25 protein-coding genes, 1 pseudogene and 1 riboswitch are annotated in these 22,793 nt (G+C 59.4%); of the genes and pseudogenes, 12 read left to right on the top strand and 14 right to left on the bottom strand.

The window, feature by feature from the left end; translation table 11 throughout:
* Positions 1-21: 21 nt before the first annotated feature.
* The 3 genes from SynNOUM97013_RS11100 to SynNOUM97013_RS11110 are packed head-to-tail and all read left to right on the top strand — an operon-like array spanning position 22 to position 3,553.
* Positions 22-1,011 carry a glutathione S-transferase C-terminal domain-containing protein gene (locus SynNOUM97013_RS11100; RefSeq protein WP_186479843.1) on the top strand — a complete coding sequence of 330 codons (990 nt, stop codon included), beginning with the start codon at positions 22-24 and terminating at the stop codon, positions 1,009-1,011.
* Entirely contained in the window at positions 1,008-1,646 is a 639-nt protein-coding gene (locus SynNOUM97013_RS11105; RefSeq protein WP_186479844.1) for a DUF2301 domain-containing membrane protein, read from the top strand. The genes SynNOUM97013_RS11100 and SynNOUM97013_RS11105 overlap by 4 nt, the downstream gene beginning before the upstream one ends.
* Positions 1,643-3,553 carry an ABC-F family ATP-binding cassette domain-containing protein gene (locus SynNOUM97013_RS11110; RefSeq protein ID WP_186479845.1) on the top strand — a complete coding sequence of 637 codons (1,911 nt, stop codon included), beginning with the start codon at positions 1,643-1,645 and terminating at the stop codon, positions 3,551-3,553. The genes SynNOUM97013_RS11105 and SynNOUM97013_RS11110 overlap by 4 nt, the downstream gene beginning before the upstream one ends.
* Here the strand turns inward: SynNOUM97013_RS11110 and SynNOUM97013_RS11115 are convergent.
* Positions 3,534-4,031: a hypothetical protein gene (locus tag SynNOUM97013_RS11115; protein ID WP_186479846.1), complete on the bottom strand. Its 498-nt coding sequence runs from the start codon at positions 4,029-4,031 to the stop codon at positions 3,534-3,536. The two genes, SynNOUM97013_RS11110 and SynNOUM97013_RS11115, sit on opposite strands and share 20 nt — an antisense overlap.
* Before the next feature lie 156 nt (positions 4,032-4,187).
* On the opposite strand from SynNOUM97013_RS11115, the gene SynNOUM97013_RS11120 reads away from it, so the two are divergent.
* Positions 4,188-4,406 carry a CP12 domain-containing protein gene (locus SynNOUM97013_RS11120; RefSeq protein ID WP_186479847.1) on the top strand — a complete coding sequence of 73 codons (219 nt, stop codon included), beginning with the start codon at positions 4,188-4,190 and terminating at the stop codon, positions 4,404-4,406.
* 70 nt (positions 4,407-4,476) lie between these two features.
* Here SynNOUM97013_RS11120 and SynNOUM97013_RS11125 read toward each other — a convergent pair whose 3' ends face one another.
* Entirely contained in the window at positions 4,477-4,659 is a 183-nt protein-coding gene (locus tag SynNOUM97013_RS11125; RefSeq protein ID WP_186479848.1) for a hypothetical protein, read from the bottom strand.
* A 94-nt stretch (positions 4,660-4,753) separates the two neighbouring features.
* Positions 4,754-5,743, bottom strand: a complete 990-nt coding sequence (gene obgE / locus SynNOUM97013_RS11130) for a GTPase ObgE (RefSeq protein ID WP_186479849.1) — start codon at positions 5,741-5,743, stop codon at positions 4,754-4,756.
* 60 nt (positions 5,744-5,803) lie between these two features.
* On the opposite strand from obgE, the gene SynNOUM97013_RS11135 reads away from it, so the two are divergent.
* On the top strand, positions 5,804-7,036 hold the full coding sequence (locus SynNOUM97013_RS11135; RefSeq protein WP_186479850.1) for an ABC transporter ATP-binding protein: 1,233 nt from the start codon (positions 5,804-5,806) through the stop codon (positions 7,034-7,036).
* 41 nt (positions 7,037-7,077) lie between these two features.
* Here the strand turns inward: SynNOUM97013_RS11135 and SynNOUM97013_RS11140 are convergent, their stop codons facing one another.
* From SynNOUM97013_RS11140 to SynNOUM97013_RS11155, 4 genes are all read right to left on the bottom strand, one after another.
* Complete coding sequence (locus SynNOUM97013_RS11140; protein ID WP_186479851.1) at positions 7,078-9,456, bottom strand: endonuclease MutS2; 2,379 nt, start codon at positions 9,454-9,456, stop codon at positions 7,078-7,080.
* A complete protein-coding gene (locus SynNOUM97013_RS11145; RefSeq protein WP_186479852.1) occupies positions 9,456-9,854 on the bottom strand; it encodes a VOC family protein in 399 nt (132 codons plus the stop codon). Before SynNOUM97013_RS11145 ends, SynNOUM97013_RS11140 begins: the two co-directional genes overlap by 1 nt.
* Before the next feature lie 132 nt (positions 9,855-9,986).
* Positions 9,987-10,988 (bottom strand): porphobilinogen synthase, encoded by a 1,002-nt coding sequence (gene hemB / locus SynNOUM97013_RS11150; protein ID WP_186479853.1) that lies wholly within the window; start codon positions 10,986-10,988, stop codon positions 9,987-9,989.
* 55 nt (positions 10,989-11,043) lie between these two features.
* Positions 11,044-12,060 carry a DnaJ C-terminal domain-containing protein gene (locus SynNOUM97013_RS11155; RefSeq protein ID WP_186479854.1) on the bottom strand — a complete coding sequence of 339 codons (1,017 nt, stop codon included), beginning with the start codon at positions 12,058-12,060 and terminating at the stop codon, positions 11,044-11,046.
* A 118-nt stretch (positions 12,061-12,178) separates the two neighbouring features.
* Here SynNOUM97013_RS11155 and SynNOUM97013_RS11160 point away from each other — a divergent pair, with 118 nt between their 5' ends.
* From SynNOUM97013_RS11160 to SynNOUM97013_RS11170, 3 genes are read left to right on the top strand one after another with little or no spacing between them, the layout of a single operon-like run.
* Positions 12,179-12,547, top strand: a complete 369-nt coding sequence (locus tag SynNOUM97013_RS11160; RefSeq protein WP_186479855.1) for a hypothetical protein — start codon at positions 12,179-12,181, stop codon at positions 12,545-12,547.
* 4 nt (positions 12,548-12,551) lie between these two features.
* Positions 12,552-14,192: a SulP family inorganic anion transporter gene (locus tag SynNOUM97013_RS11165; RefSeq protein ID WP_186479856.1), complete on the top strand. Its 1,641-nt coding sequence runs from the start codon at positions 12,552-12,554 to the stop codon at positions 14,190-14,192.
* Positions 14,193-14,203: 11 nt separating this feature from the next.
* Positions 14,204-14,725, top strand: a complete 522-nt coding sequence (locus tag SynNOUM97013_RS11170) for a TerB family tellurite resistance protein (protein WP_255442762.1) — start codon at positions 14,204-14,206, stop codon at positions 14,723-14,725.
* On the opposite strand, the gene SynNOUM97013_RS11175 is transcribed toward SynNOUM97013_RS11170, so the two are convergent.
* From SynNOUM97013_RS11175 to SynNOUM97013_RS11185, 3 genes are all read right to left on the bottom strand, one after another.
* Positions 14,722-14,895, bottom strand: a complete 174-nt coding sequence (locus SynNOUM97013_RS11175; RefSeq protein WP_186479857.1) for a hypothetical protein — start codon at positions 14,893-14,895, stop codon at positions 14,722-14,724. The genes SynNOUM97013_RS11170 and SynNOUM97013_RS11175 overlap by 4 nt on opposite strands.
* Before the next feature lie 534 nt (positions 14,896-15,429).
* Complete coding sequence (locus tag SynNOUM97013_RS11180) at positions 15,430-15,783, bottom strand: hypothetical protein (protein WP_255442763.1); 354 nt, start codon at positions 15,781-15,783, stop codon at positions 15,430-15,432.
* Between the two features lie 394 nt (positions 15,784-16,177).
* On the bottom strand, positions 16,178-16,318 hold the full coding sequence (locus SynNOUM97013_RS11185; RefSeq protein ID WP_186479858.1) for a hypothetical protein: 141 nt from the start codon (positions 16,316-16,318) through the stop codon (positions 16,178-16,180).
* Positions 16,319-16,596: 278 nt separating this feature from the next.
* Between SynNOUM97013_RS11185 and SynNOUM97013_RS11190 the strand changes: the two genes are divergently transcribed.
* Entirely contained in the window at positions 16,597-16,908 is a 312-nt protein-coding gene (locus SynNOUM97013_RS11190) for a hypothetical protein (RefSeq protein ID WP_186479859.1), read from the top strand.
* A 531-nt stretch (positions 16,909-17,439) separates the two neighbouring features.
* On the opposite strand, the gene SynNOUM97013_RS11195 is transcribed toward SynNOUM97013_RS11190, so the two are convergent.
* A complete protein-coding gene (locus SynNOUM97013_RS11195) occupies positions 17,440-17,781 on the bottom strand; it encodes a hypothetical protein (RefSeq protein WP_186479860.1) in 342 nt (113 codons plus the stop codon).
* 232 nt (positions 17,782-18,013) lie between these two features.
* Between SynNOUM97013_RS11195 and SynNOUM97013_RS11200 the strand changes: the two genes are divergently transcribed.
* The gene (locus SynNOUM97013_RS11200; RefSeq protein ID WP_186479861.1) at positions 18,014-18,379 is read left to right on the top strand and encodes a hypothetical protein; all 366 of its coding nucleotides are present in this window, start codon (positions 18,014-18,016) and stop codon (positions 18,377-18,379) included.
* 221 nt (positions 18,380-18,600) lie between these two features.
* Here the strand turns inward: SynNOUM97013_RS11200 and SynNOUM97013_RS11205 are convergent.
* The 3 genes and pseudogenes from SynNOUM97013_RS11205 to SynNOUM97013_RS11215 form a co-directional block, all read right to left on the bottom strand.
* Positions 18,601-18,813: pseudogene (locus tag SynNOUM97013_RS11205) on the bottom strand (Nif11-like leader peptide family natural product precursor); the annotation flags it as partial.
* Positions 18,814-18,986: 173 nt separating this feature from the next.
* A complete protein-coding gene (locus SynNOUM97013_RS11210; RefSeq protein ID WP_186479862.1) occupies positions 18,987-20,561 on the bottom strand; it encodes an iron uptake porin in 1,575 nt (524 codons plus the stop codon).
* 69 nt (positions 20,562-20,630) lie between these two features.
* Complete coding sequence (locus tag SynNOUM97013_RS11215) at positions 20,631-21,266, bottom strand: HupE/UreJ family protein (protein WP_255442764.1); 636 nt, start codon at positions 21,264-21,266, stop codon at positions 20,631-20,633.
* Positions 21,267-21,272: 6 nt separating this feature from the next.
* Positions 21,273-21,422, bottom strand: a riboswitch (cobalamin riboswitch).
* A gap of 218 nt (positions 21,423-21,640) precedes the next feature.
* Here SynNOUM97013_RS11215 and SynNOUM97013_RS11220 point away from each other — a divergent pair.
* Both SynNOUM97013_RS11220 and SynNOUM97013_RS11225 read left to right on the top strand, forming a co-directional pair.
* On the top strand, positions 21,641-21,913 hold the full coding sequence (locus tag SynNOUM97013_RS11220) for a hypothetical protein (RefSeq protein ID WP_186479863.1): 273 nt from the start codon (positions 21,641-21,643) through the stop codon (positions 21,911-21,913).
* 261 nt (positions 21,914-22,174) lie between these two features.
* Positions 22,175-22,465, top strand: coding sequence for a hypothetical protein (locus SynNOUM97013_RS11225; protein WP_186479864.1), 291 nt, complete (start codon positions 22,175-22,177; stop codon positions 22,463-22,465).
* Positions 22,466-22,793: the final 328 nt, after the last annotated feature.

Genomic DNA, 22,793 nt, shown 5'->3' on the forward strand with positions numbered 1-22,793 from the left:
ATGCAGCGAAACGGTGTTGAGATGTCGATCCCTCCGCTGGTGGTGCGCAGCGTCCGTCAGGGCTGGCAGTGGCAATGGAGACAACTGATGGGCGGCCTTGGACCCGCCGACAGCGACGGGAACTACCAGCGCCCTGAGAGCCAGCCGATGCAAACCATGGTTCTCGATGCTGATGATTTGCAGCGACGTGATCCGGCATGGCGCCCAAGACTGATCATCGGTCGCAGCTGCCCTTGGGCCCATCGGGTGTGGCTGATGGTGCAACTGCGCGGGCTGGGCGATTCGATCCAAGTGCTCACCGCCACAGCCGATCACAATGAGGGGCGATGGCGGCTGGACCCCAGTTGGCTGAGCTGTTCCAGCCTGTTGGACCTTTATCGACACTGCGGCGCCGAACCGAGCCTGCGGGCCACAGTTCCTGTGCTTGTGGATCCCGGCGCTGGGCCTCAGAGTCAAGCCCGGCTCCTGGGCAATGACAGCAGCCCACTCAGTGCTGCACTGAACCGCTGGCCAGCCGCAGCAGACGCGCCAGATTTGTCGCCACCCCACCTGGAAACCGCCATCGAGCGATGGCAGTCCTTGTTGCAGCCCGCCGTGAACGACGGCGTCTACCGCTGCGGATTTGCTCGCCATCAAGCGGCCTATGAGCGGGCCAGCACCGCCCTGTTTGCAGCCCTGGAGCAGACCGAAGAGGCGTTGCGTCGAACAGGACCCTGGCTCTGCGGAGAGGTGCTCACCCTTGCCGATGTGCGGCTTTTTCCCACCTTGATTCGATGGGAAAGCGTCTACGCCCCCCTGTTCGGCTGCACTGCGCAGCCGTTGTGGATGTTCCCGGCACTATGGGCGTGGAGACAGCGGTTCCTGAACCTGCCAGGAGTCGCCTCCACCTGTGATTCCGCGGCCTGGCGTCATGACTACTTCGGCGCTCTTTTTCCGCTCAATCCCGGGGGAATCGTCCCGGATGGACCGAGCTTGATCACACTGGTCAACAGACCAATCCCGCAGCCATGACCACGGCCGATCCCCAGTTCGATGGCGTGTATGGGCCGTTCACGATCACCGCGAGGGATCGTGCAGAGGTGCAGCGCTACCGCTTCTGCCTGCTCATCAGCGGCATCGCCATGAGCGCAGGCCTTCTCCACTGGTGGCTGATCGGCAGCCAGTGGGCCTGGATCTGGCTGATGCCGCTCTGCATCGGGCTTGGCTTGGCCTTGCGGTGGATTCACATCTATCTGCGCCCACTGCATCAGGCGCTGCAGATCTTCTGGCTGATGGGCTGCCTGGGGTGGCTGGTGCTGATATGGAAGGTCTCTCCGGGTCAGGCCCTCGACACCCTGGGCTTCCATCCCATTTGGATTCTGGCCGTCGGCCCCCTGTTTGCGGCACTGACCGGCATCGGGTTCAAGGAATTTTTCTGCTTCAGACGCCCAGAAGCTGTTGGTCTCACCCTGTTGCTTCCCATCGCCCTTCTGGGCCGGTTGACGGGCCTGGTCGGCACCAGCAGCTGCATGGGTCTAATGCTCACCGCCGCCCTGCTACTCCTGGTGCTGTCGATGCGCAAATTCGGCATGGACGCAGCGGCCGACGTGGGGGACAAGAGCGTGTTTGCTTATCTGGACGCCCAGCGCCAAGTCGCCAACCCGTGAGTCTGATCAGCCTGGTTGATGCCTCCAAGGACTTCGGGATCCGCACCCTGTTCGAGGACCTCACCCTTCACATTCGTGAAAACGACCGCGTGGGACTGATCGGTCCCAACGGGGCCGGAAAGTCCACCCTGCTGCGGGTGTTGTCGGGCAAGGAACCCCTAGGGGGTGGAGAACGTCGCTGCTCGTCGCGGCTGCGCGTGGAACTGGTCGGCCAGGACAGCCTTGTGGAGCCAGGCCTGACGGTGCTCGAACAGGTGCTGGCGGGTTGTGGAGAAAAGCGTGAGCTGCTGCTGCGATTCAGTGCGGTGTCGGAGACCGTGGCCCGTGAACCCGATAACACCACCGCGATGAGGGAGCTCGGCGCCCTGAGCGAGCGCATGGATGAAGAGGGTGCCTGGGGATTGGAACAACAGTGCCAGGAGGTTCTGCAACGCCTGGGCATCAGTGATCTGCATCGACCCGTGGAGGACCTGTCCGGCGGATACCGCAAACGCGTGGGACTGGCCTCGGCCCTGGTGGCCAGCCCGGATGTGCTTCTGCTCGATGAGCCGACGAACCACCTTGACGCCGCCGCTGTTGAGTGGCTGCAGAGCTGGCTGGATCGCTACCCCGGAGCGGTGGTGCTGGTCACCCACGACCGCTACGTGCTCGACCGGGTGACACGACGGATTGTGGAGGTGGAACGCGGTCAGGCCACCAGCATCGAAGGCAACTACAGCGCCTATCTCCAACGCAAGGCGGAGCAGGAGGTGGCCGACGCAGCGGAAGCCGCACGCTTCAAAAGCGTGATGCGCCGAGAGCTGGCCTGGCTCCGGCAAGGCCCGAAGGCACGCAGCACCAAGCAAAAGGCCCGGATCCAACGCATCGAGGCCATGCGCGAAGCGCCGGTGAAACAGAGTCGTGCCCTGCTGGAGATGAGCAGTGTGAGCCGACGGATCGGCAAGCTCGCCATCGAAGCGGAAGAGCTGATGGTCACCGCCGACGGCACCCCGGACGGTCCTGTGCTGCTGAAGGATTTCACCTACAGCTTCAGCCCAGAGGATCGCGTCGGCATCATCGGCCCCAACGGCAGCGGCAAGTCCACGCTGCTGGATCTAATCGCGGGACGACGCGACGTCACTGGCGGCAGTCTGCGTCTGGGCGAAACGGTTCACCTGGGCTATCTCGATCAGCACACCGATGCCCTCAGCGAAGGTCGCGGGCTTGAACGCAAAGTGATCGAATTCGTCGAAGAGGCGGCATCGAGGATTGACCTGGGTGGGGAGCAGTTGAGCGCCTCGCAACTGCTGGAGCGCTTCCTGTTCCCCCCCGCCCAGCAGCACAGCCCTCTGAGCAAGTTGTCGGGTGGCGAGCGACGGCGGCTGAGCCTCTGCCGGATGTTGATTCAGGCGCCGAATGTGCTGCTGCTGGACGAACCCACCAACGACCTCGATGTGCAGACCCTGAGCGTCCTGGAAGACCTGCTGGAGGACTTCCGGGGCTGTGTGGTGGTGGTGTCACACGACCGCTACTTCCTGGATCGCACGGTCGATCGCCTCTTCTGTTTCGAGGCTGGACGGCTGGAACGCTTCGAAGGCAACTACAGCGCATTCCTGGATCACCGCCGAGAGCAGGAGAAAGTGGCTGCGGACCAGGCAAGTCGCAGCCGAACCAATGAGTCCGGCAAGAAGAAAACCTCTCCCAAACCCAGCGATGGCCCACGACGGCGCAGTTTCAAGGAGTCGAAGGAACTGGAGTCCCTGGAACGCGAGTTGCCCAAGATGGAGCAACGCAAAACAGAGCTTGAGCAGGACATCGCCTCAGGATCAGGCGATCTGACCAGCCTCAGTCAGGAGCTGGCCAACCTGCTGGAGACGCTGGACAACAGCGAGGAACGCTGGCTGGAGCTCAGTGAACTGGCTCCTTAAGCGAGCGGCGGCGGCGGCGGGGGTGGAGCAGATCATCCGCTACTTCCGCGGTTGGGTGATCGCCCTCCGCCATGGAAGGGATCGGGCAGCTCAGGCAAGCCGGAGCCTCACCGATCCAGGGGGCTGGCCGCACCGACCGGCCTGACGCCTCAGCCAGCTTGATGGCCGTCGGCCGGTAATCCGAGGCAGAACGATGGAGCGCCATCTGGTCACCCATCCGGCGCAGATAGAGATCATGCGACCAGAGCACCTGGTTGTGCTCAAAGGCTTCACAGGCTGCCTGCACCGATTTGAACCGCTGGCTCACCAGTCCCGACGGCGCACATTGCTTCCACTCGAGCACATCTTGAAAACTCAAACCTGTGCGCCACTGGCGTTGTTCGGAGAGATAGCAGAACGTTTCCGGACCATTGATCCAGAACATCCGCCCTTCTTCATCCATGAAATGGCGCCCCTGACGGTGTCGGATCCTGACCATGACCACCAGCCCACTCTTCTTTGCTGGTAGCCGAGGTCACCAAAATGCTGCAACGGTGTTGTTACGGAAACCAGCTGTCATGCGTGGGTGCTGGCAGCCCCGTTCAGCAGCCGTATGGTGAGCGGGTAGCCATCGGCCTGGACAGGCCGCGTTGCCATGAAATCGATCGACGAGCACATCAAGAAAGACCAAAGCGATCTTGAAGCGGCCAAAGCCGAGGGCAACGACGCCAAAGTTCGCCACATCAGCGAAGAACTGGAATCTCTGCAGGACTACAAGAAAGAGCATCCTGGCGACAGCCACGACCCCACCCCTCTGGAGCTCTACTGCGAAGCCAATCCTGACGCCGATGAGTGCCGCGTCTACGACGACTGAGCCGTCGCTGACCTCGAGATTGGATCAAAAAAAAGCGGGGCCGAGGCCCCGCTTTTTTTTGGCTTGGCCATCACTGCTCTTCATCGAATTCAGCGGGACTGCCCGTGAGCGTGCACACCACAGCCTCTTCAGGCTTCATGGCGTGGACAGCAGCAATGGGGCGGCCCCGGCGGCGGAGAGCATCAATCTGAGCAGGCGTCTGACACCGAGCGATTAGTTGACCACGGTTGTCGAAACAGGTGAAGAAAGTCATGAGACGTTCTCGCGGTGTTTCTGTTATCGCCACGGCCAACACAAGGCACAAGTGCAAATGTGCCCACGCCCATAAAGTTTCGCGACGGACGGCCTCAAACCCCCAGCTCTGCCCAAACACGATTCAACAATGCATCCAGCCCTTGCCCCATCGCCGCAGAGATCAGAAGGGGCTTTTGACCGCTGGCGAACTCGAGCTGCGCCGACAGCTCCTTACGACCCGCTTCATCCAGCAACTCCAGCTTGTTGACCACCAGCAGCCGCTCACGATCCACCAGACCATGGCCGTAGGCCTCAAGCTCCCGCTCCACCACACGCAAATCACCGAGGGGATCCTCAGCACCGCCATCCACCACGTGAATCAACAGCCTTGTGCGCTCGATGTGGCGGAGAAAGTCATGGCCTAGACCGGCACCTTGCGCGGCACCGGCAATCAATCCTGGGATGTCAGCAAACACCGTGCCATCTCCGGTGGGTCGACGCACCACGCCCAGATTGGGCACCAACGTGGTGAACGGGTAGTCGGCGATCTTGGGGCGTGCTGCTGACAACACGCTGATCAGGGTGCTCTTGCCCGCATTGGGCAAGCCGATGATGCCAACCTCCGCGAGGAGTTTCAGCTCCAGCTGCAGCGGCCACTCCTCGCCATCGCGACCCTCCGTGCATTTCTCCGGAGCACGGTTGCGATTGCTCAGGTAATGCGCATTGCCGAGACCGCCTCGCCCCCCAAAGGCGACGGTGAGCTGTTCACCTGCTGAAGTGAGATCTCCCAACAGGATGCCAGTGGAGAGGTGTCTCACCTCGGTGCCACAGGGAACAGGGATGATCAGATTCTGGCCCGACGCCCCCGTGCAGCGATTGGGGCCACCGCGACGACCATCGATCGCCGCGAACAAACGCTTGTATTTGAAATCCAGCAGGGTCTGAAGGTTGGAATCTGCCTCCAGCACCACATGGGCGCCGTGGCCGCCATCACCGCCGGAAGGCCCCCCTGCGGGCACGTACTTCTCACGCCGAAAGGCAACGATGCCGTCGCCTCCACGGCCGCCTCGCACACTGATTCGCGCCTGGTCGATGAACTGCACGAAATGCCTCGGTCGTGGCCAACCACCAACCCTAGGATCGCAAGGCACGGGAGATTGAGCTTGGCCGGCGTTCGCTTTGAAGCGCTCAGCAAGAGCTACCCAGCGCGCGGTGGTGAAGGCCCCGTCGAGGTGATCAGCAACCTGTCACTCGACATCGACGATGGCGAATTCCTGGTGCTCGTTGGCCCCTCCGGATGCGGCAAGAGCACCCTGCTGCGGTTGATGGCCGGACTGGAATCACCCAGTTCCGGAGAAATCTGGGTTGGCAATGAAGCAGTAAGCCAGCTGCGCCCCGCCAAGCGCAACGTGGCCATGGTGTTCCAGAGCTATGCGCTTTACCCACATCTGAGCGTGCGCGACAACTTGGGCTTCGGTCTGCGTCGCAGCCGTCAGCGATCCGCCGTCGATCAACTGCAGGATCAGCTGCATCGCAGCACCCGCTGGCTGCCTGGCCGACTGCGATACAACTCCGAACGGGAAGCCAGGGTGGAACAACGTGTGCACGAGGTGGCCGCCGCACTCGAACTGGAACATCTCCTGGATCGACGTCCTAAGGAGTTGTCAGGCGGGCAGAAGCAACGAGTGGCCCTAGGCCGGGCCATGGCGCGTCAACCGGCAGTGTTTCTGATGGATGAGCCCCTCAGCAATCTCGACGCCAAATTGCGCGGTTCCACCCGCAAACAGATCGTGGAACTACAGCGTCAGCTCGGCACCACCACCCTCTATGTGACCCACGATCAGGTGGAAGCGATGACCATGGGGCACCGGATCGCGGTGCTGAACCAGGGGCGGCTGCAGCAGCTGGGCACACCGATGGAGCTTTACCGATGGCCCTCCAATCTGTTCGTGGCCCAGTTCATTGGCAGTCCCCCAATGAATGTGCTGCCCGTGCAGGTGGGACCAAGCCAGACGCTGATGCTCGGCGAGCGACGCCTCAGTGTGGAGGGACCCCTGGCGGATGCACTGGGCCCCTTTGAAGGTCACCAGCTGAGCGGCGGGATCCGCGCCGAACAACTGCGGGTGGCTCCCGCCACCAACCGCAATCTGCCGGCGGAGGTGAGCCACAGCGAAGTTCTTGGCAATGAACAACTGATCACCTGTCGATTGCTCGATGGCAACCACCTGGTGCAGGTGAGAGCCGAGCCCGGCCTTGATGCGGTGGCTGGGGCGGTGATCCACCTTGAAGCGGATCCGCGCGGATGGCGCTTGTTCGATCAGCACGGAAGCGCCATCAACCCACCGGTGGCAAGCCGCCTGAACGACGCCGAGCCGGTGCTGCCCGAGCTGAATTGAGCCAGGCTGAGTTTGAGCGGAGCTGAACGGGATGGCGGAATTCAGCGCATCCAGATCACACTGCAGCCGGCACCACCATCACCCTGATCGGCATCCACCACACGATCGATGTAATTCAGGGATCCAAGCCAGTCCCGCAGCCCACGCTTCAGCCGTCCTGTGCCGATCCCGTGAATCACCCAAACCGGTCCGTTGGCACCCCGCAGCACATCTTCAACAGCGGCCTCAGCTTCGTGCACGCGCATGCCACGCACATCCACGGTGTTGCGCGCCGTACGCACCCCCGCCGAACCACTGCCCCGCCTGGCCTTGACCTGCACCACAGGGGCCTGCGGTGGCTCGGGCTTGCGCCCGTCAAGACTTTCCACCGCCGACAACTCCACGGTGCTGCGCATCACGCCGCAACGCACCTGAAGTTGCAGACCATCGTCGGAAACAGCGAGCACTTCAGCAGCTTTGCCTAGGGCGAGCAGACGAATGCGATCCCCCACCTGGGGGCGCCACCCCTGATGCTTTCGACGCTCTGGGGTCGAGCGATGACGATCCTCGAGTTTGCGCAAGCGCTGGCCAGCCTTGCGCGCGGTTTCACCATCTGCCTGATCATCACGGAGGCGACGAATCAGCTGGCGCACCTCTTTCTGGCCAGCCCGGATGGAGGTCTCCAGTCGTTGCCGGCCCTGTTCTTGCCGTTCAGCGGAATGACGCTTCTGCGTCTCCCAACGCTGAAGCAACTCCTCATGCAGCAATTCGGTGCGCGCCAGCAGGGCGGCGGCATCTTCAGCGGCCGCCTGTTGGCGCTGCCGTTGTTCCTCCAGGCCCTGGATCACCGTGTTGGCCTCCCCCTCTCCACCGGGTGACAACAGGCTGCGGGCCTGCTCGATCACGCCCGTCTCCAGACCCAGCCGGGTGGCGATCGCCAAGGCATTGCTGCGTCCAGGGATCCCCCACAGCAAGTGATAAGTCGGAGACAGGGTCTCGCTGTCGAACGCAACGGACGCATTTTCGAAGCGCGGGTCGCTGTATTTGAGAGCCTTGAGCTCTCCGAAATGAGTGGTGGCCACGGTGAGCCGCGCCCGATCCGCCAGGGCGCGCAGCAGGGCTGTCGCCAGAGCCGTGCCTTCGCTGGGATCCGTTCCTGCACCCACTTCGTCCAACAGCACCAACGCTGGCGCCGGACCGGAACCCACCGCCGCGAGGATGCGACCGATGCGCTTCACATGGCCACTGAAGGTGGAGAGGCTTTGCTGCAGGGACTGTTCATCACCGATGTCAGCGAGCACCTGAGCACACCAGGGGAGCGTCGGGATCCCACTGCAAGGGAGCCAGAGGCCAGCACGGGCCATCAGTGCGGCAAGGCCCAGACTCTTGAGGGTGACTGTTTTGCCGCCGGTGTTGGGACCAGTGATCGCCACCACCCGCAGAGAGGAGGACACATCCACGCTGACCGGCACCACGGCAGGTCCCTGTTCTTTGCGCTCTTGCCACACCAACAGGGGGTGACGGAGATCCTTGAGGGTGAACGGCGCATCCTCTGAAGCCTCCAAGGTTGGAGGCACAGCGCCGAGCCACTGGCCATAACGACCGCGCGACAACGCCAGATCCAGCTCCAGCAGTACCACCATCAGCGCCTGCAGCCCATCCACCTGCTCGGCCACAGCAGCACTGAGCTCCGCCAGCACCCGCTGCTCCTCTTCGCGAATGCGGCCATCAAGATCGGCCAGTCGATTGCCGAGATCGATCACCGACTTGGGTTCCACGAACACTGTGTTGCCGGAGGCGGAGCTGTCGTGAACCATGCCGGGACACTGACCTCCGGCTCCGGCCTTGACCGCCAGAACGGGGCGACCATGGCGCTCCGCAATCACCGTGTCCTGCAGATGGGACGCCCAGCGCCGGATCACCTCCTGCAGCTTGTCGCGACGCCGGGCGCGAAGCTCCTGCCATTGGCGACGGAGTCCCTCAAGCAACGCACTGGCACGGTCCGCAACGCGCCCCCCCTCTTCGATCGCGAATTTGAGGCGCTGCTCCAACTCCGGCAGGGTGGCCACATCCACCAGCAGTGCCGTGCAGTGGGGGCGCAAGTCCGGATCATCGATCTGACGTCGCAATCGCCGGGCAGCCCCGAGGGTCTCAGCCACCGCCAGCAATTCTTCGCCGGACGCGACACCACCTTTGCTGCAGCGCAGCAAGATCGGGGCCAGATCACTGACGCCCTGGAAACTCAGCCCGCCCTCCAGAAGACCATCCAGAGCGGCCATCTCCAACGTTCTGGCCTGAAGCAGCAAGCTGGCGGGCAACGACTCCGGCAGAGCACCGACGCGACAGGCGCGACGGCCCTGGACCGTGCTGGCGAAAGTGGACAAGTGCTCACACAGCCGCGGCCACTCGAGCAGCTCCAGGGTTTCCTCGAAAGCAGACATCAAGCGGTCGTCGTCGCACCTGGCTGATTGGAGGGGATCCCTCCGGGAGGTTCGTAAAGCATTTCCAGCCAGTTGCCTTCTGGGTCACGCAAATAGAACGATGCCGTTCCATCGCGGTGGTCGTGCACAGCCCCCACCGCCACACCGGAAGCCTTCAGGCGTTCATGCACAACATCCACCTCAGCGCGGTCGCGGAAGTGAAAGGCGAAATGCGGACCGGCAGCTTTGTAGTTCGGTCCAAGCAGAGCCAGGCCATCCCTCGAGTCTCCGGCTTCGAGGTAGCACCAGTCATCGGCCTTCCACACCATGCGCATGCCGAGATCGGTGTAGAAATCGACTGCACGTTCCATGTCGTTGACGCGGATAGCGACATGACCCAGGCGCTGCACCGCAGACATGAATGAGCTCGCGAGATCGGCTCATTCTGTAGGGCGCTGGATCCTCAATGAGAGGAGGGCCCTGCAAGACGCAAGACCATCCATGACGGCGTCAGATCCACGGCTCAAGTGCGAGGGCCGTGGGCGGCCACATCATCCCTGTTTCAACCACTCCGCCGCATCACAGGCGTGATACGTGAGGATCAGATCCGCGCCAGCCCGTTTGAAACTGAGCAGGGTCTCCAGCACAACTGCGCGCTCATCGATCCAGCCACGCTCCGCTGCGGCTTTGACCATCGAATACTCACCGCTGACGTTGTAAGCGGCAATCGGCAGCTCGGACTCCTCCCGCAGGCGGTGAATGATGTCGAGATAGGCCAAGCCAGGCTTGACCATCATGATGTCGGCACCTTCCTGTTCATCCAGCTGAGCCTCTGTGATGGCTTCCCGGGCATTGGCGGGGTCCATCTGATAGGTGTCCTTGTTCTTAGGGATGGGTTTGCTGCCTGCAGCGCGGGGAGCTGAGTCGAGCGCCTCACGGAAAGGGCCGTAATAGGCCGAGGAGTATTTGGCTGTGTAGCTGATGATTCCCACATGCTGGAAGCCCTCGTCATCGAGCGCTTCACGGATGGCACCAACCCGCCCATCCATCATGTCGCTGGGGCCAATCAGGTCAGCACCGGCACGGGCTTGCATCACCGCCTGCTTGCAGAGCAACTCAATGGTTTCGTCGTTGAGCACCACTCCTTGCTCACTGACGATGCCGTCATGTCCGTCGCAGGAATAGGGATCGAGCGCGACATCAGTCATGATCGCCATCTCGGGAAGCTCCTGATTCAGCTGGAGGATAGCACGAGGAATCAGGCCGTTCTCGTTGAAGCACTCGGCGCCGTCTTCAGTTTTGAGTTCCTCCGACACCTTGGGGAAGAGCACCACGCAGCGGATACCGAGATCCCAGGCCCTCTTCACCTCACCGGTGAGTTGATCCAGGCTCCAACGATTGGCACCCGGCATGGCACCGATCGGCTGCACGTCCGCGCCCTCATGCACAAAGAGGGGATAGATGAAATCGGCAGGAGACAGACCCGTCTCCCTGACCATGGCACGCAACGCCGGTGAACGGCGCAGACGGCGAGGGCGATAGGTGATGTCCATCAACGGGAGTGGCTCTACGGAGGGCGATCGTAGGCGTCAAACACCGGCCTCCCTGTCAGAGACGGGCCTTCTGTAGCCAGTCTCCACGCGGATCTTCACGACGTGCGCCCCGCAGCTGTTCCAACAGGGATCGCTGTTCTTCAGACCACTCACTCGGCCAGCGCAGGCTGAGGCTGAGCAGCAAATCGCCACGGCCCGATTTCATCGGCCAACCCTTCCCTTTCAAGCGAAGGCTGCGTCCGGGTGCTGTCCCTGCGGGAATCGACACCTCGGCCTCACCATCGGGAGTCATCACCGTCACGGTGCCACCGAGCGCCAGCTCATCGAGTGACACGGGCAGTTCGCCGCGGAGCTGATCGCCATCAAGACGCCACACCGGGTGACCTTGCACCTCAAGGTTGAGATAGAGGTCGCCGCGACGGCCGGTGCCAGGCTGCAGATTGCCTTTGCCTTTCAAACGCAGACGGGATCCTGTCTTGACGCCTGCAGGAATGCGCACCTGCACCCTCTCACCGTTCACCGACAGGGTTCTCTCAGCACCGCGAAAGGCTTCACCAAAACTCACCTTCACGCTGGTTTCAGCATCGAGATTGACCGGCGGACGGGAAGCGCCGCGAGGGAAACCACCGCCTCCGAAACCACTGCTTCCGAAACCACTACCGGGGAAGCCGCCACCCGGGAAACCACCACCGGCAAAGCCACCGGGCGCTCCGCCGAACCCAGCGCCGCCAGGTCCTCCGAAACGACCGAGCAAGTCATTGATGAAGTCGTCAAAGTTGCCGTAGCGACCGAAATCGACGTCGAAGCCACCGGGCCCCGCTCCCGCGCCAGCCCCCGCCTGGTTCCAGTACTGGCCGAACTGCTCATAACGACGGCGCTTGTCTGGATCAGAGAGCACCTCGTAGGCCTCACTCACCTCCTTGAACTTCGCTTCAGCCGTCTTGTCACCGGGATTCACATCAGGGTGGTACTGACGCGCGAGCTTGCGAAACGCGCGTTTGATCGCATCGGCGTCGGCACCGCGATCCACTCCCAGCACCTTGAAGTAGTCGCGGTAGCCACTGCCGGCCATGGTGATCGCTCAGCCCTGAGGGCTCCACATATTCACCAGTGTCCCAGTTCCGTCCGGGGTTCGGCACCGAAGCGGGAGTCGGGATGCCCGTACGTCGGAGCGCACGTACATTCTGGCCATGGTCAGATCTCTCTTGTTGGCGGCCCTTGCCGGAACCAGCTCGGTTGCCCTGAACAACGTGGCTGTGAACGCCGCACCTGATCCTGCTGCCCTGGCAGATCACCTCAAGGCATCCAAGGTTGTCTATTACGGCTCCTGGCGCTGTTCAGCCTGCCAATACCAAGGTCGTCTCTTCGGGGATGCCGTCAACCGCCTTCCTTACGTGGAATGCGCCAAACCCGATGAGTTTCCGATTCAGGCCGCTGCCTGTCAGACCGCTGAAATTCGCGCGTTCCCCACCTGGATCCTGCCCAACGGAGAGCGTCGCGTCGGGGTGCAATCGCTCGAGGAACTGGAGCGCTGGTCGGACATGAGTCCGAGCCCTTAACGCCATGCCCGTGCGCCGGCCTGCCCTGTTCGTTGGCTTCAGCCGACAGCACTGGCGAGGTGATCTGACCGGAGGACTCACAGCAGCCGTCGTGGCGTTGCCGCTGGCTCTGGCCTTTGGCAATGCAGCCCTTGGTCCCGGCGGGGCCATCTATGGCTTGTATGGGGCGATCATCACCGGCTTTCTGGCCGCCTTGTTCGGAGGCACGCCGGCTCAGGTGAGTGGGCCCACCGGCCCGATGAGCGTCACTGTTGCCGGCGTGGTGAGCACGCTCGCGGCCATCGGTGCCAGTCGTGATCTGGCGGATGGAGAAATGCTGCCGCTGGTCATGACCGCCGTGGTGCTTGGCGGACTGCTGCAAATCCTGATGGGCGTCCTCAGGCTGGGGCGCTACATCACGCTGGTTCCCTATTCGGTGGTGTCCGGCTTCATGTCGGGGATCGGGGTGATCATCCTCACCCTGCAGATCGGACCCTTGCTGGGGATCAACAGCCGAGGCGGAGTGCTGCAATCACTGGAAATGGTGATCCGTGGTTTCGATCCGAATCCAGCAGCTCTGATCGTCGGTCTGGTGACCCTGTTGGTGGTGTTCACCACCCCGCGCCGGATCAGCCAATGGATTCCCTCACCACTTCTGGCCCTCGTTCTGATCACACCGCTGTCGCTGTTGGTGTTTCCGGAAGGGTTAGCGCGCATCGGCACCATCCCCGGGGGGGGCCTGAGCTTCAACCTTCCGAACTGGCAGGAGCACTGGCCACTTCTGCTTCGGGCTGGCCTGGTGTTGGCTGTGCTGGGTGCGATCGACTCCCTGTTGACCTCCCTGGTAGCGGACAACATCAGTCACAACCGCCATCGTTCCGACCGTGAGTTGGTGGGTCAGGGCATCGCCAACACGGTCGCAGGTCTGTTCAACGGGCTCCCCGGTGCGGGAGCCACCATGCGCACAGTGATCAACATCCAGTCGGGAGGACGCACACCCCTCTCCGGCATGACCCATTCGATCGTTTTGCTGCTTCTTCTGCTGGGAGCAGGCCCATTGGCGGAGGGCATCCCAACGGCCTTGCTGGCGGGAATCCTGATCAAAGTGGGGCTCGACATCATCGATTGGGGCTTCCTACGCCGAGCCCATCGCCTGTCGATGAAAACAGCGCTGGTGATGTGGGGCGTGCTGTTGATGACGGTGTTCTGGGATCTGATCGGTGCGGTTGTGGTTGGCATGTTTGTGGCCAACCTGCTCACGATCGAATCGATCACCGACCATCAGCTGGGAAGCATGGACACCGGCACGGCTCATCTGTCCACGCACGAACAAGAACTGCTGGAGCGCTGTGGCGATGACTTGATCCTGTTCCACCTGCATGGACCCTTGAGTTTCGGAGCTGCGAAGGGAATCAGCGAACGGATGATGCTGGTGCGGCAATACAAAATCCTGTTGCTGGACATCACCGATGTTCCTCACCTCGGCGTGACGGCAAGCCTGGCCATCGAACGCATGGTGGAAGAAGCCGAGCGGAACCACCGTCGGGTGCTCGTGACAGGTGCCAGGGGAAAGGTCAAACGACGCCTGGCCCAGTTCGGCATTCACGATCTTGTTGACGAACGCTTTGAAGCCCTTCAACAGGCCGACCGCTGGCTGAACGGTTGATCCGAACGCAATTGGCTGCAGACTCGGAGAAATATGCCAATCAGTTCTCCATGTCGCATGCATCCAGCCATTCGACGCTGCTGATGATTGCCCAGGTGATCGCCCTCAGCGATGGCTCGATCTCTGAGCAGGAGGAGCAACTGATCATGGAACTACCAAAACGACTGGGGCTCGAGACCGAAGCGGGGATCGACAGACAATCGCTTCCGAGCCTGACGTCACTGGCCCAGCACCTGACAACCGCTGGAGACCGATGCCTAGCCGCTCGGATTGCTGCTCTGGTGGCAGGTGTGTCCAGAAATCCTGGCGACGAACAAGACATCAATTCCCAGGAGCGCACCGCCTACCGGGAACTGATCGCGGCGCTCGAGTTGGATGCGAGCCAACTGGAAGAAATTGAATGGAGCGTTCGCCAGGAGCTCAGTCAGGAAAAAAGCCTGCTTCAACGCATCGGCGACGCCCTCTTCGGCCAAGGGGCATGGCCTGATTCAGAGATGATGAACCCAGGAACTGAAATTCCTGGACTGGGCTAGGAAAACAGCGAGAACACACCAAGCATGGACCCGGAAGTCAGAGCCTTGATCATCAGCCAGCTGCTGGTGATCACCCTTCCCGTCGCCACCTTGATGGCGCTATGGATCTGGCTCTTGAGAACCGGCCCGAAGAGACGGCAACAACCACCCAATTCATGAGTCCAGATCACGTCTGGACATCAAAAAACCACAGCACTCCAAATATCGAAGCGCTGTGGTGATCATTCCGATCTGCGACTTAGTCAAGCAGCCAGAGACTCATTCGCAGCGGCCGGAAACGGAAGCACAGACTGCACACCGGATTGCTGACAGAGGCCCTCAGAGAGACGCGTCTTATATTCGACGCCCCGGTAAACGAGAAGGTGCTGCTTGGACTCCTGGACACGGGGAGCACGGGGATACTTGACAGCTCGATATTGCATCAACTGCATTTCATCAAAAACGGTTGATGCGTTTGTACTCGCCCAGAGACGCCCTAAGACGTTCAGGGCGCTACACAATGATGGTTACCACTGATACAAGAGACCACCAATCAGCAGCTCTGATCAACGCATTCTGTCGATGCAAGAACCGCATCAACCACCCCGCTTGCATGCCCACAAAAGCGAGGTAGCGAAGGAGGCAGCCAGTCAGAAAATCAGGAATCAGCAAGAACCACCGATTGGTGACGCTGATCGCAGCGACGCAGCGGTTGAAGCGATTAATCAGCGACGGCGACCCAAGACCTTCCGCCTCACCACACCATTCTCCTTCTGATAGAGAACAAGGCGATCCTCTTCTAAAGTGACGTAATTGACAAAACCATCAGCACGATATTGGCGATTGAAAGGAACAACCCATGAGGTCCCCATTGCCATCACATAGATCAACTCCTTCATATCAGAACTGATGCAATACCTCACTTTCTCATCAGCAAACACACCCACATCACTAATGAACTCAGCCTTGGTGTAATCACAAGCCTGGGCGCGTTGAAACTCATCTTTGATATTTCCGGTCGCCTTCACACTTGACGCATGAAGCGCATTCGACTGGAACGTCAGAACAGCGGCGAACACTGGGATGAATCGAGCAAGTCGCATACGTCTCCGGCACTTCATACACACAATCCTTCATAGCAAATCTTGGCAAGCCTGTCGCGAGCCAACAAAGAAAGCCAGGCCTGAATGCTGCCCAGAGAATTTTAATAGGCACAAATTATCGCGACCAAAGCACCGAAGGGTAGACAGACAAAACAACAACCGAATGAAGCAATGCCAATATCAGCCTGAGAACGATTCATTGCTCTAGGCAACAACAATGCACATGCATTATCGCAACAGCCAGCCGTGACAGAGGAAACCCTCGAGTGGATGCGTTCCAATGCCCAGGGTGATCGCTCTCGTCAATGTTGGGCAGGGAAACACCGCAAGGAGGCTGCCTTGGCAGCGGAAAGAGACTCGAACTCGATGATCACCGCGAGATGACCTGGGCCTCCCCCCTCACATCAGCGTCCAGATCCCTGCAGAGAAAGCGGGCTTCACACATGGCCCAATAGGGCTCCGCAATGGCCAAACAGGCCCCCATGCGCAGAGACAGGGGCTTCCAGACCATGACCTGAGGTGCTTAACTTCCTCTTAAGGAAAGGCCGGCAAGCCATTGAATCCCGCCAAGCAACACCGCAAACTCAAGAAGCTGCAGCTGAAGGCACAGGACTGCCTGTCTCGGGAGGAAGCACAGAGGATCATCAAGAAAGCAGAGAAAGCGCACCGCAAACTTGCTGAAGGGGACAACAGCTGATCCCGCTGCACCCATGCAGCTGTTGGCGCATCCCACTGTGACCAAAAACGAACAGCATCTCAAGCAAGCTTTCTTCCTGATACGAATCGCCAATGCTAAGGACCATTGCCAGCTCAGCGATCCTGTCTTTGCTCAGTTTGCTCAGCCCAGCTCAAGCAGAAATCGTCAAAGCCGAGTGCAAGCTCGAAAAATACGGAGACAACGCACTGGTAGAAATCTTTCCGTGTGACTTTCGCCAAAACCTGGGAAACGTTCAGGTTTGGAGCAAAAATTGGAATTTTAAGTTTCTCGCCGCTGAGCAAGGAAAAAGCTACGTACGGATCAATACCAATCCACTTTCATTCCACCGCGTTGGACGCTACAGCCTTTTCATAGATCAAACAGGAATGCCAACAACAAAGTGAGCCAGGTGTTCTTTCGAAATTCAGATCAGAACGACAAGAGCGGCGAGAAACGCATTCGCAAAAACAATCGACATCAAGACTTGGATAGCCGCAAAAGGCACTTGCCATCCCTCAACTGAGGGACAGCATCACCCATGTCCCTCCCTCATCTGGGTGCGTGACGTCTATCCCGCTTTAACTTCACCCAAATCGCTTTCTCAAGCGCCGTCAGCCTCGGAGAATCTTCATCGAGCAATGCACTGGCCCGCGCCTTGGCATCAACGATGTACCGGGTCGTGCGATCTAGTTCATCAAAGGCCATATTTGCCAGCCAGACAACACATCAGTCGTAACCGAAGCGAAATCAAGCAAAATGTGTCATCAATCACCATATCGATGAACTTCAGACTGAGTTTCGGTGAAACCTTCGGGTGGCTGTGCGCGCAGCTCTAGATCCACAATCGAGTTTCATGGCATCCACCAATGCCTGAACGTTTCTGCTCAGGAACTGGTAGGAGCCATGGTCTTCACGCATGCGTGATTCTCGGATACTCAGAACTTCCTTGGATAGGGAGGATTCCCTGCCATTTCAACGTTGATCTCCCTGCAGATGTTCATCCATGCACCCAATCCAAAATTCACGCCATTGGGGCCATCGATGAACTCTTGGAACTGCTCCGCAGTGATGCCCTCGCGAACTTCCCAGATGCAGAAGGCAGGACCCTCAGGTCCAACAGGGCAGAACGCGTGGTTGTAAAAACCCGCTTCGAGATTTTGAGCGACTGCCTCGTCCCAACCACCACCGGGAGCCATCGCTGCTTGCGCGGTCTCCCACCACTGCTGCGCTTTGCCAGCACGGAACTCATGATGCACGTGGAAAAACTTGGATGCCATGAAGCGATCGTGGTTCGGACCATCTTGAATGAGGTGCTCAGCCCGCGCTGTTGCTTGCAGCACTCCGCAGTAAAGCAATGCCGAGGCGACTCCTGATATGGAGGCAGTGCCGTGCTATCCGCCGCTAGAGCAACCCTGCCGAGGGAACAAAGGCGTCAGCCAAGACACAAATTAGCTAGAGAAATTCCAGTTGATTGAGCGATACGATGACCACAAGGCCAAAATCAGTCGGATGAAAATCCCCAACACAATCGCAGCCGCTACACTTCTCGGAATCTTTTTCCTACCAACAAGACCTGCTGAAGCCAACACATCTGTGATGACAGCAGGCTGGCTTCAAGGTATCAGCGATAAACGCTGTATCGAAAGAGCAACGAAAGTCGCAAAGATTGCGGGCTTTACGGAATCCAATGAGGTCGTCAGGGGCAAAGGAATGCAAGACTTTTATGGATACACAAAGAAAGGACCTTATGCATTAGCGGTCAGCTGCAATTCAGACTATGGCGCCAGCTCATTGGCTGTTAGCGGAATTTCATCCGACGGCGTCTATGAAATGTATAACAAAGTTTTAAAAGCCTATCAACAAATCGACGAGTAGATGAATCCGAAAATCACAAAAATACCAATCTCCAAACAGATTGGTACTGAAAGCGCCTCATAGAGACGAACAAACTCATGCCAGAACATCGCATTCGCAGGCAATAAAAAAGACCCACCAACGCTGACGGTGTCAATATTTTACCGGGAGATAGACAATGATCATCGAGGCACTCCCTATGACTCCAGAGGCTTAAGTTCGCCAAAAAGCCTGCTCAACTCTCATCCCCTGCAAAAAATTCCATATCCACGAGTTGCCCCACAAGCTCCATTGTATCTGGGATTCGTACCTCCTCCACCATCCACGCCTTCTAGCTCCTCTTCACTGAGTTCAACGATCTTTTCAACGGTGAATTCATGACCATGTTCTTTAGCGATCGACACCACATCATCTGATGACTTCGCGGCTTTTAGTCGGCCTTGAAGACTGGCATCACACTTAACCTTTTAGAGAAAGGCCTTCAGCTGCTCTTTCGACATCGTTGGCGTGGTCGCTTCAGCAGTCATAGCAACGGTCGGCAGCGTTTCTCAGCCCCAATGCGTAACACTCAGCCAAACCGAGAAGTCCCCAATGTTCATCGGGGGCCTCTGGGTTAATCCCAGTCTTCCTAAAAACTAAAGCTGGTCTTGATCAAGCCTCCGAGTTGCTGAAAGCTACGCCCTTGTGGCGTGTTATTTCCCAATGGCCTGCTCAGATAGAAGAGTGCAGGTGTGACGTTAATATTGTCTGTGAGCTGGACTTTATACCACCACTCCCAGGCATAATTGCCGTCATCGGGCGTGTTGCCACTGTTGAGGCTGGTTGCGAAAGGAGCCTGGCCAACGGCCATTCCCAAGGCGTTCCCCTGGAAGAAAGCATCACTCCATTCAAGTCCAACGCTCCACGATTGGCTGATACTCACCAGCCCCTCATCGTTCACAGCATTGCTATAAGCAGTGGAATTAATTCCCCAGCCGGTGCTGATCGACGGGATCCAGCTCCTTTCAGCGGGTTGCCAGTAAGCACTCAGCCCAAATGCAGAAGTATTGCCCGGATTGCTGAAGCTCTCGAGGGCAAAGTTCGTGGCATACACCAACAGATCGTTGGCGTTCTGGATGCTGGAGTAAGTCGCAGCCAGGCCCCACTGCTCAGCCGCATATCCGATCTGAACGGTGCCAGTGCCAGCTGCTCCATCAGTGGCGATCCCACCGTCTTGTGGGTTTGAGTTCGCCCCATTGGCAGCCACGTAATTGGCACTGATTGCCCATCCGTTCTTCTGCCACCACAGGCCAGCACCAGCGCCCAGATTTTTGTTGTATGCGCCAGGTGCTCCAGCAAGGGTGAGCACATCCAAAACTGTGCTGGCGGGGTAGAGACTGGGCCAGATGGCGAGCATGTCTTCCTGCCCGACACGGCCGCCGACGGTGAAGGTGACGTCACCGAATGGGGCTTGATAAAAGAGGCGATCAATCCCCACAACATTCGGTCCACCTTCCTCTTGAAAGGCCACTTCCAGCGATGACAAACTGCTGGGACCGGCTCCACCAAAACTGTTGGAGTCACCGTCAAAGTTGCCGCTCCGCAAGGTGGCGCGCAGCAAGTCTTTCCCGGTGAAGCTGGTGTCCAGGTTCAGCTGCAGGTCGTAATTGAACGTAGTTGCACCGAAGATCTGCTTGTTGTCATCCACCAGCAAATCGGCGCTTCCACTGAAGGTGTTGGCACCAACAACAAAGTTGACGGCTCCATTCAGCTTGGTGGTGGTGGAGAACTGGGTTGCTTCCAGTTCGCCAACGCGGGCTTCCAGACCGTCCACGCGGCCCTTGAGGATGGCGAGCTCCTTTTCGAACTCCTTCATCAGGCGCTTCAGCTCATCGGTCACTTCGGTGACGCGGTCGAGACAAGCGTTCAGCAGTGCGGCCGCTTCAAAGCGGGTCATCGCACGGTTGCCGCGGTAGGTGCCGTTGGGATAGCCAGCGACGCAGCCGTAGCGCTCGATCAGGTTGCTCAGAGCCTGATAAGCCCAGTCCGTCGGATAGACATCAGAGAACTGAGTGATGCTGGTGACCTGCTCGAGGCTGCTCCCTGAAGAGCTCGAGGCGTAGTCGGCAACACCGGCAACGTTGACTTCAGTCGCACCGGCGGCCACAGGAGCCAGAAGACCCAGGGCAGCGGGAGCAACCAGCAGTTGCTTGAAAAGTTTCATTTGTAGGTATAAAAAAAAGCCCCAGAGGTGATCTCTGAGGTCAAAAGCTGTGAAACGACCTGCTCGTGATCAGTCGATCAGGGCCACCCAGGCAAAGGCCATGCCGATGCCCATCCAGATGCCGGCACCAAGGCGTTGCCCCTGGGCACCAATGCGCTCCAGCAAGGACTGGGACCAGCTAGTCACCACCAGCAGCAATGCGCCTTGGCCAATCAGCAGACCCAGGAAATAGGTCGCCAGAGGGGTGGGTTCGGCACCCACAATCGTGCTGCCCAAGAGAAAACCGTGCAGGGCCACCAACGGCAGCAGCCAACTGGCGGAGGCCACGGTGAGAGCCATCAAACCCTCAACAACCAGGCTGAGCGACACCAGAGCTTCCGCCCAGGGAGCCACGGCATCCGGCAGGGGAATGAACTGCGACACAACACTCCCGCCCAGGCCAGCGGCCAGCAGAGGAATCACCCAGGCTCGGGGACGTTGCAAGCCGATGAAAGCGATGGCCAGCAGAAACAGCAGATGATCGGGACCCAGCAGGGGGTGGCCAATGCCACTCAACAAACCCTGCAGAGCCGAAAGGTCTGTGCTGTCTCCCATGCCGAACGGGTGATGGGCATGGACCGGGTTGAACAGGGAAAGGGTGAGCAATCCCGCAATGGAGATCACACCAGCCCTCAGCATCGGGCTGGCTTTGGTCAAAGCGTTCATACGATCCGCGTCGTTTGGAATCCTGGCGGGCGTTCTGACTGACATCGGTGGAGAGCCGACGTTTCACAGCTGCGGGACAGTGACGGATTCGCACCGTTCTTTCCCCGTTTCCTCCAGCGGCTGATCCCCGCTGAAACCAGACAGCTCACGCTACTGGTCGCTCCATCGAGCGCTACTCAGCCCCACAAAAACTCCAGATTGGTGATCGATCAGGAGCTCGTTGGGGTGTCGGGTTTGAATTGCACCACCAGCTCCTCTAAAGCATTCACCAGCCAGCCCTGTGTTGTTCCTGGCTGATGTGGTCTCACTGAGCAGGAAACCGACACCGCTGCCTTTCGCCAGGTGCTGGCAAGTCGTCCGCCTGTGCCTTGGCCTTGGGTATGCGCTTGGCCATGGTGCTGTGGCCTGGCTACAGCCCTGATCAGGCAGCCATTGCCGAACACGGCAGTGGAAAGGCGTTGGCGGTGCATCTGGGCATCACCAGCAGCAACCCTGCACGGTGGATCTCAGACCACCGGCGGCGAATCAAAAATCCCTGGAATCCTGAAACTCGAGCGTCCCTACGGGGGGCTTTTTTTGTATCTATCGGACTGGCGGTGGACACCGACGCCAGCCCAGTCAGAACTTCCACTGAGCTTCAGATTTGACGCGGCGAATCGATGCTTTTATCCCGCTTTCTGGGTAGAGAGCCTTGATCGCTGAACGTTCTGAACGCTTCCACCTGATGCAGTACAGGAGGGGGGAGTACGTCCTCAATCGTTTGAAGGCACAGATGGCGGTCAAAAAAGTTGTGAGCTTTACCTACCGAGGTGTTGCCTACGAGAAGCAGCTCTAAACCGGGTGCATTTGTAGTCAACGCACTGGTGGTGAGCACCGTCGCCAAACTGAAGCGTTGCCAACAAAAGCCCATGCTGGGAACCGCCACGACCAACGTCGAGAGGACGTTTCTGCGCGGTGTGGCGGATCTGGAAAGGCTTGAGGGCCCATGGCTTGATGGCCTGGCCACCGGTGACCCCGAGGTGGCAGAGACAACGGTGCGACTGTTGCTGGCCGACCTGACCTGGAACAGCAAAAGGCTGATGGCGGCGATGGTGCTGGATCGCCTGGACGTGGCGTTGACCAACACCCGACTAGATCTCCACGACGATGTCCACACCCTCGGGATGTCCACCGGGAAGTCCCAGACCCCTGAGCACTAAAAAAGGCGACCTCCGAGATCGCCTGTCCTGGAATGTTTGAGGGGGCCTTCCAGCCCCCGCGGGTCAATTGGGTGATAAGGCTGACCTCACCCCATCTCCCTTATTGGGTCAGGCAGCAACAGGGGCTGCTTGACGGGAGAAACGAACGATGTTGTTCGCAGTTACGGGTTTGCTCTCACCGAGCAGGCTTCAGTCACCCTCCTCATGCCCCGTCGAAACCATTGCAGCCCCATGAGGGGGGAATGGAGCTGAGCGGAATCGAACCGCTGTCCGAAACACTGGTGTGGATCACCTAGTCCGGAAAACCGGACCCTGTCATTCTGACAGC

The organism is Synechococcus sp. NOUM97013, from assembly GCF_014279815.1.
Lineage (GTDB): Bacteria > Cyanobacteriota > Cyanobacteriia > PCC-6307 > Cyanobiaceae > Synechococcus_C.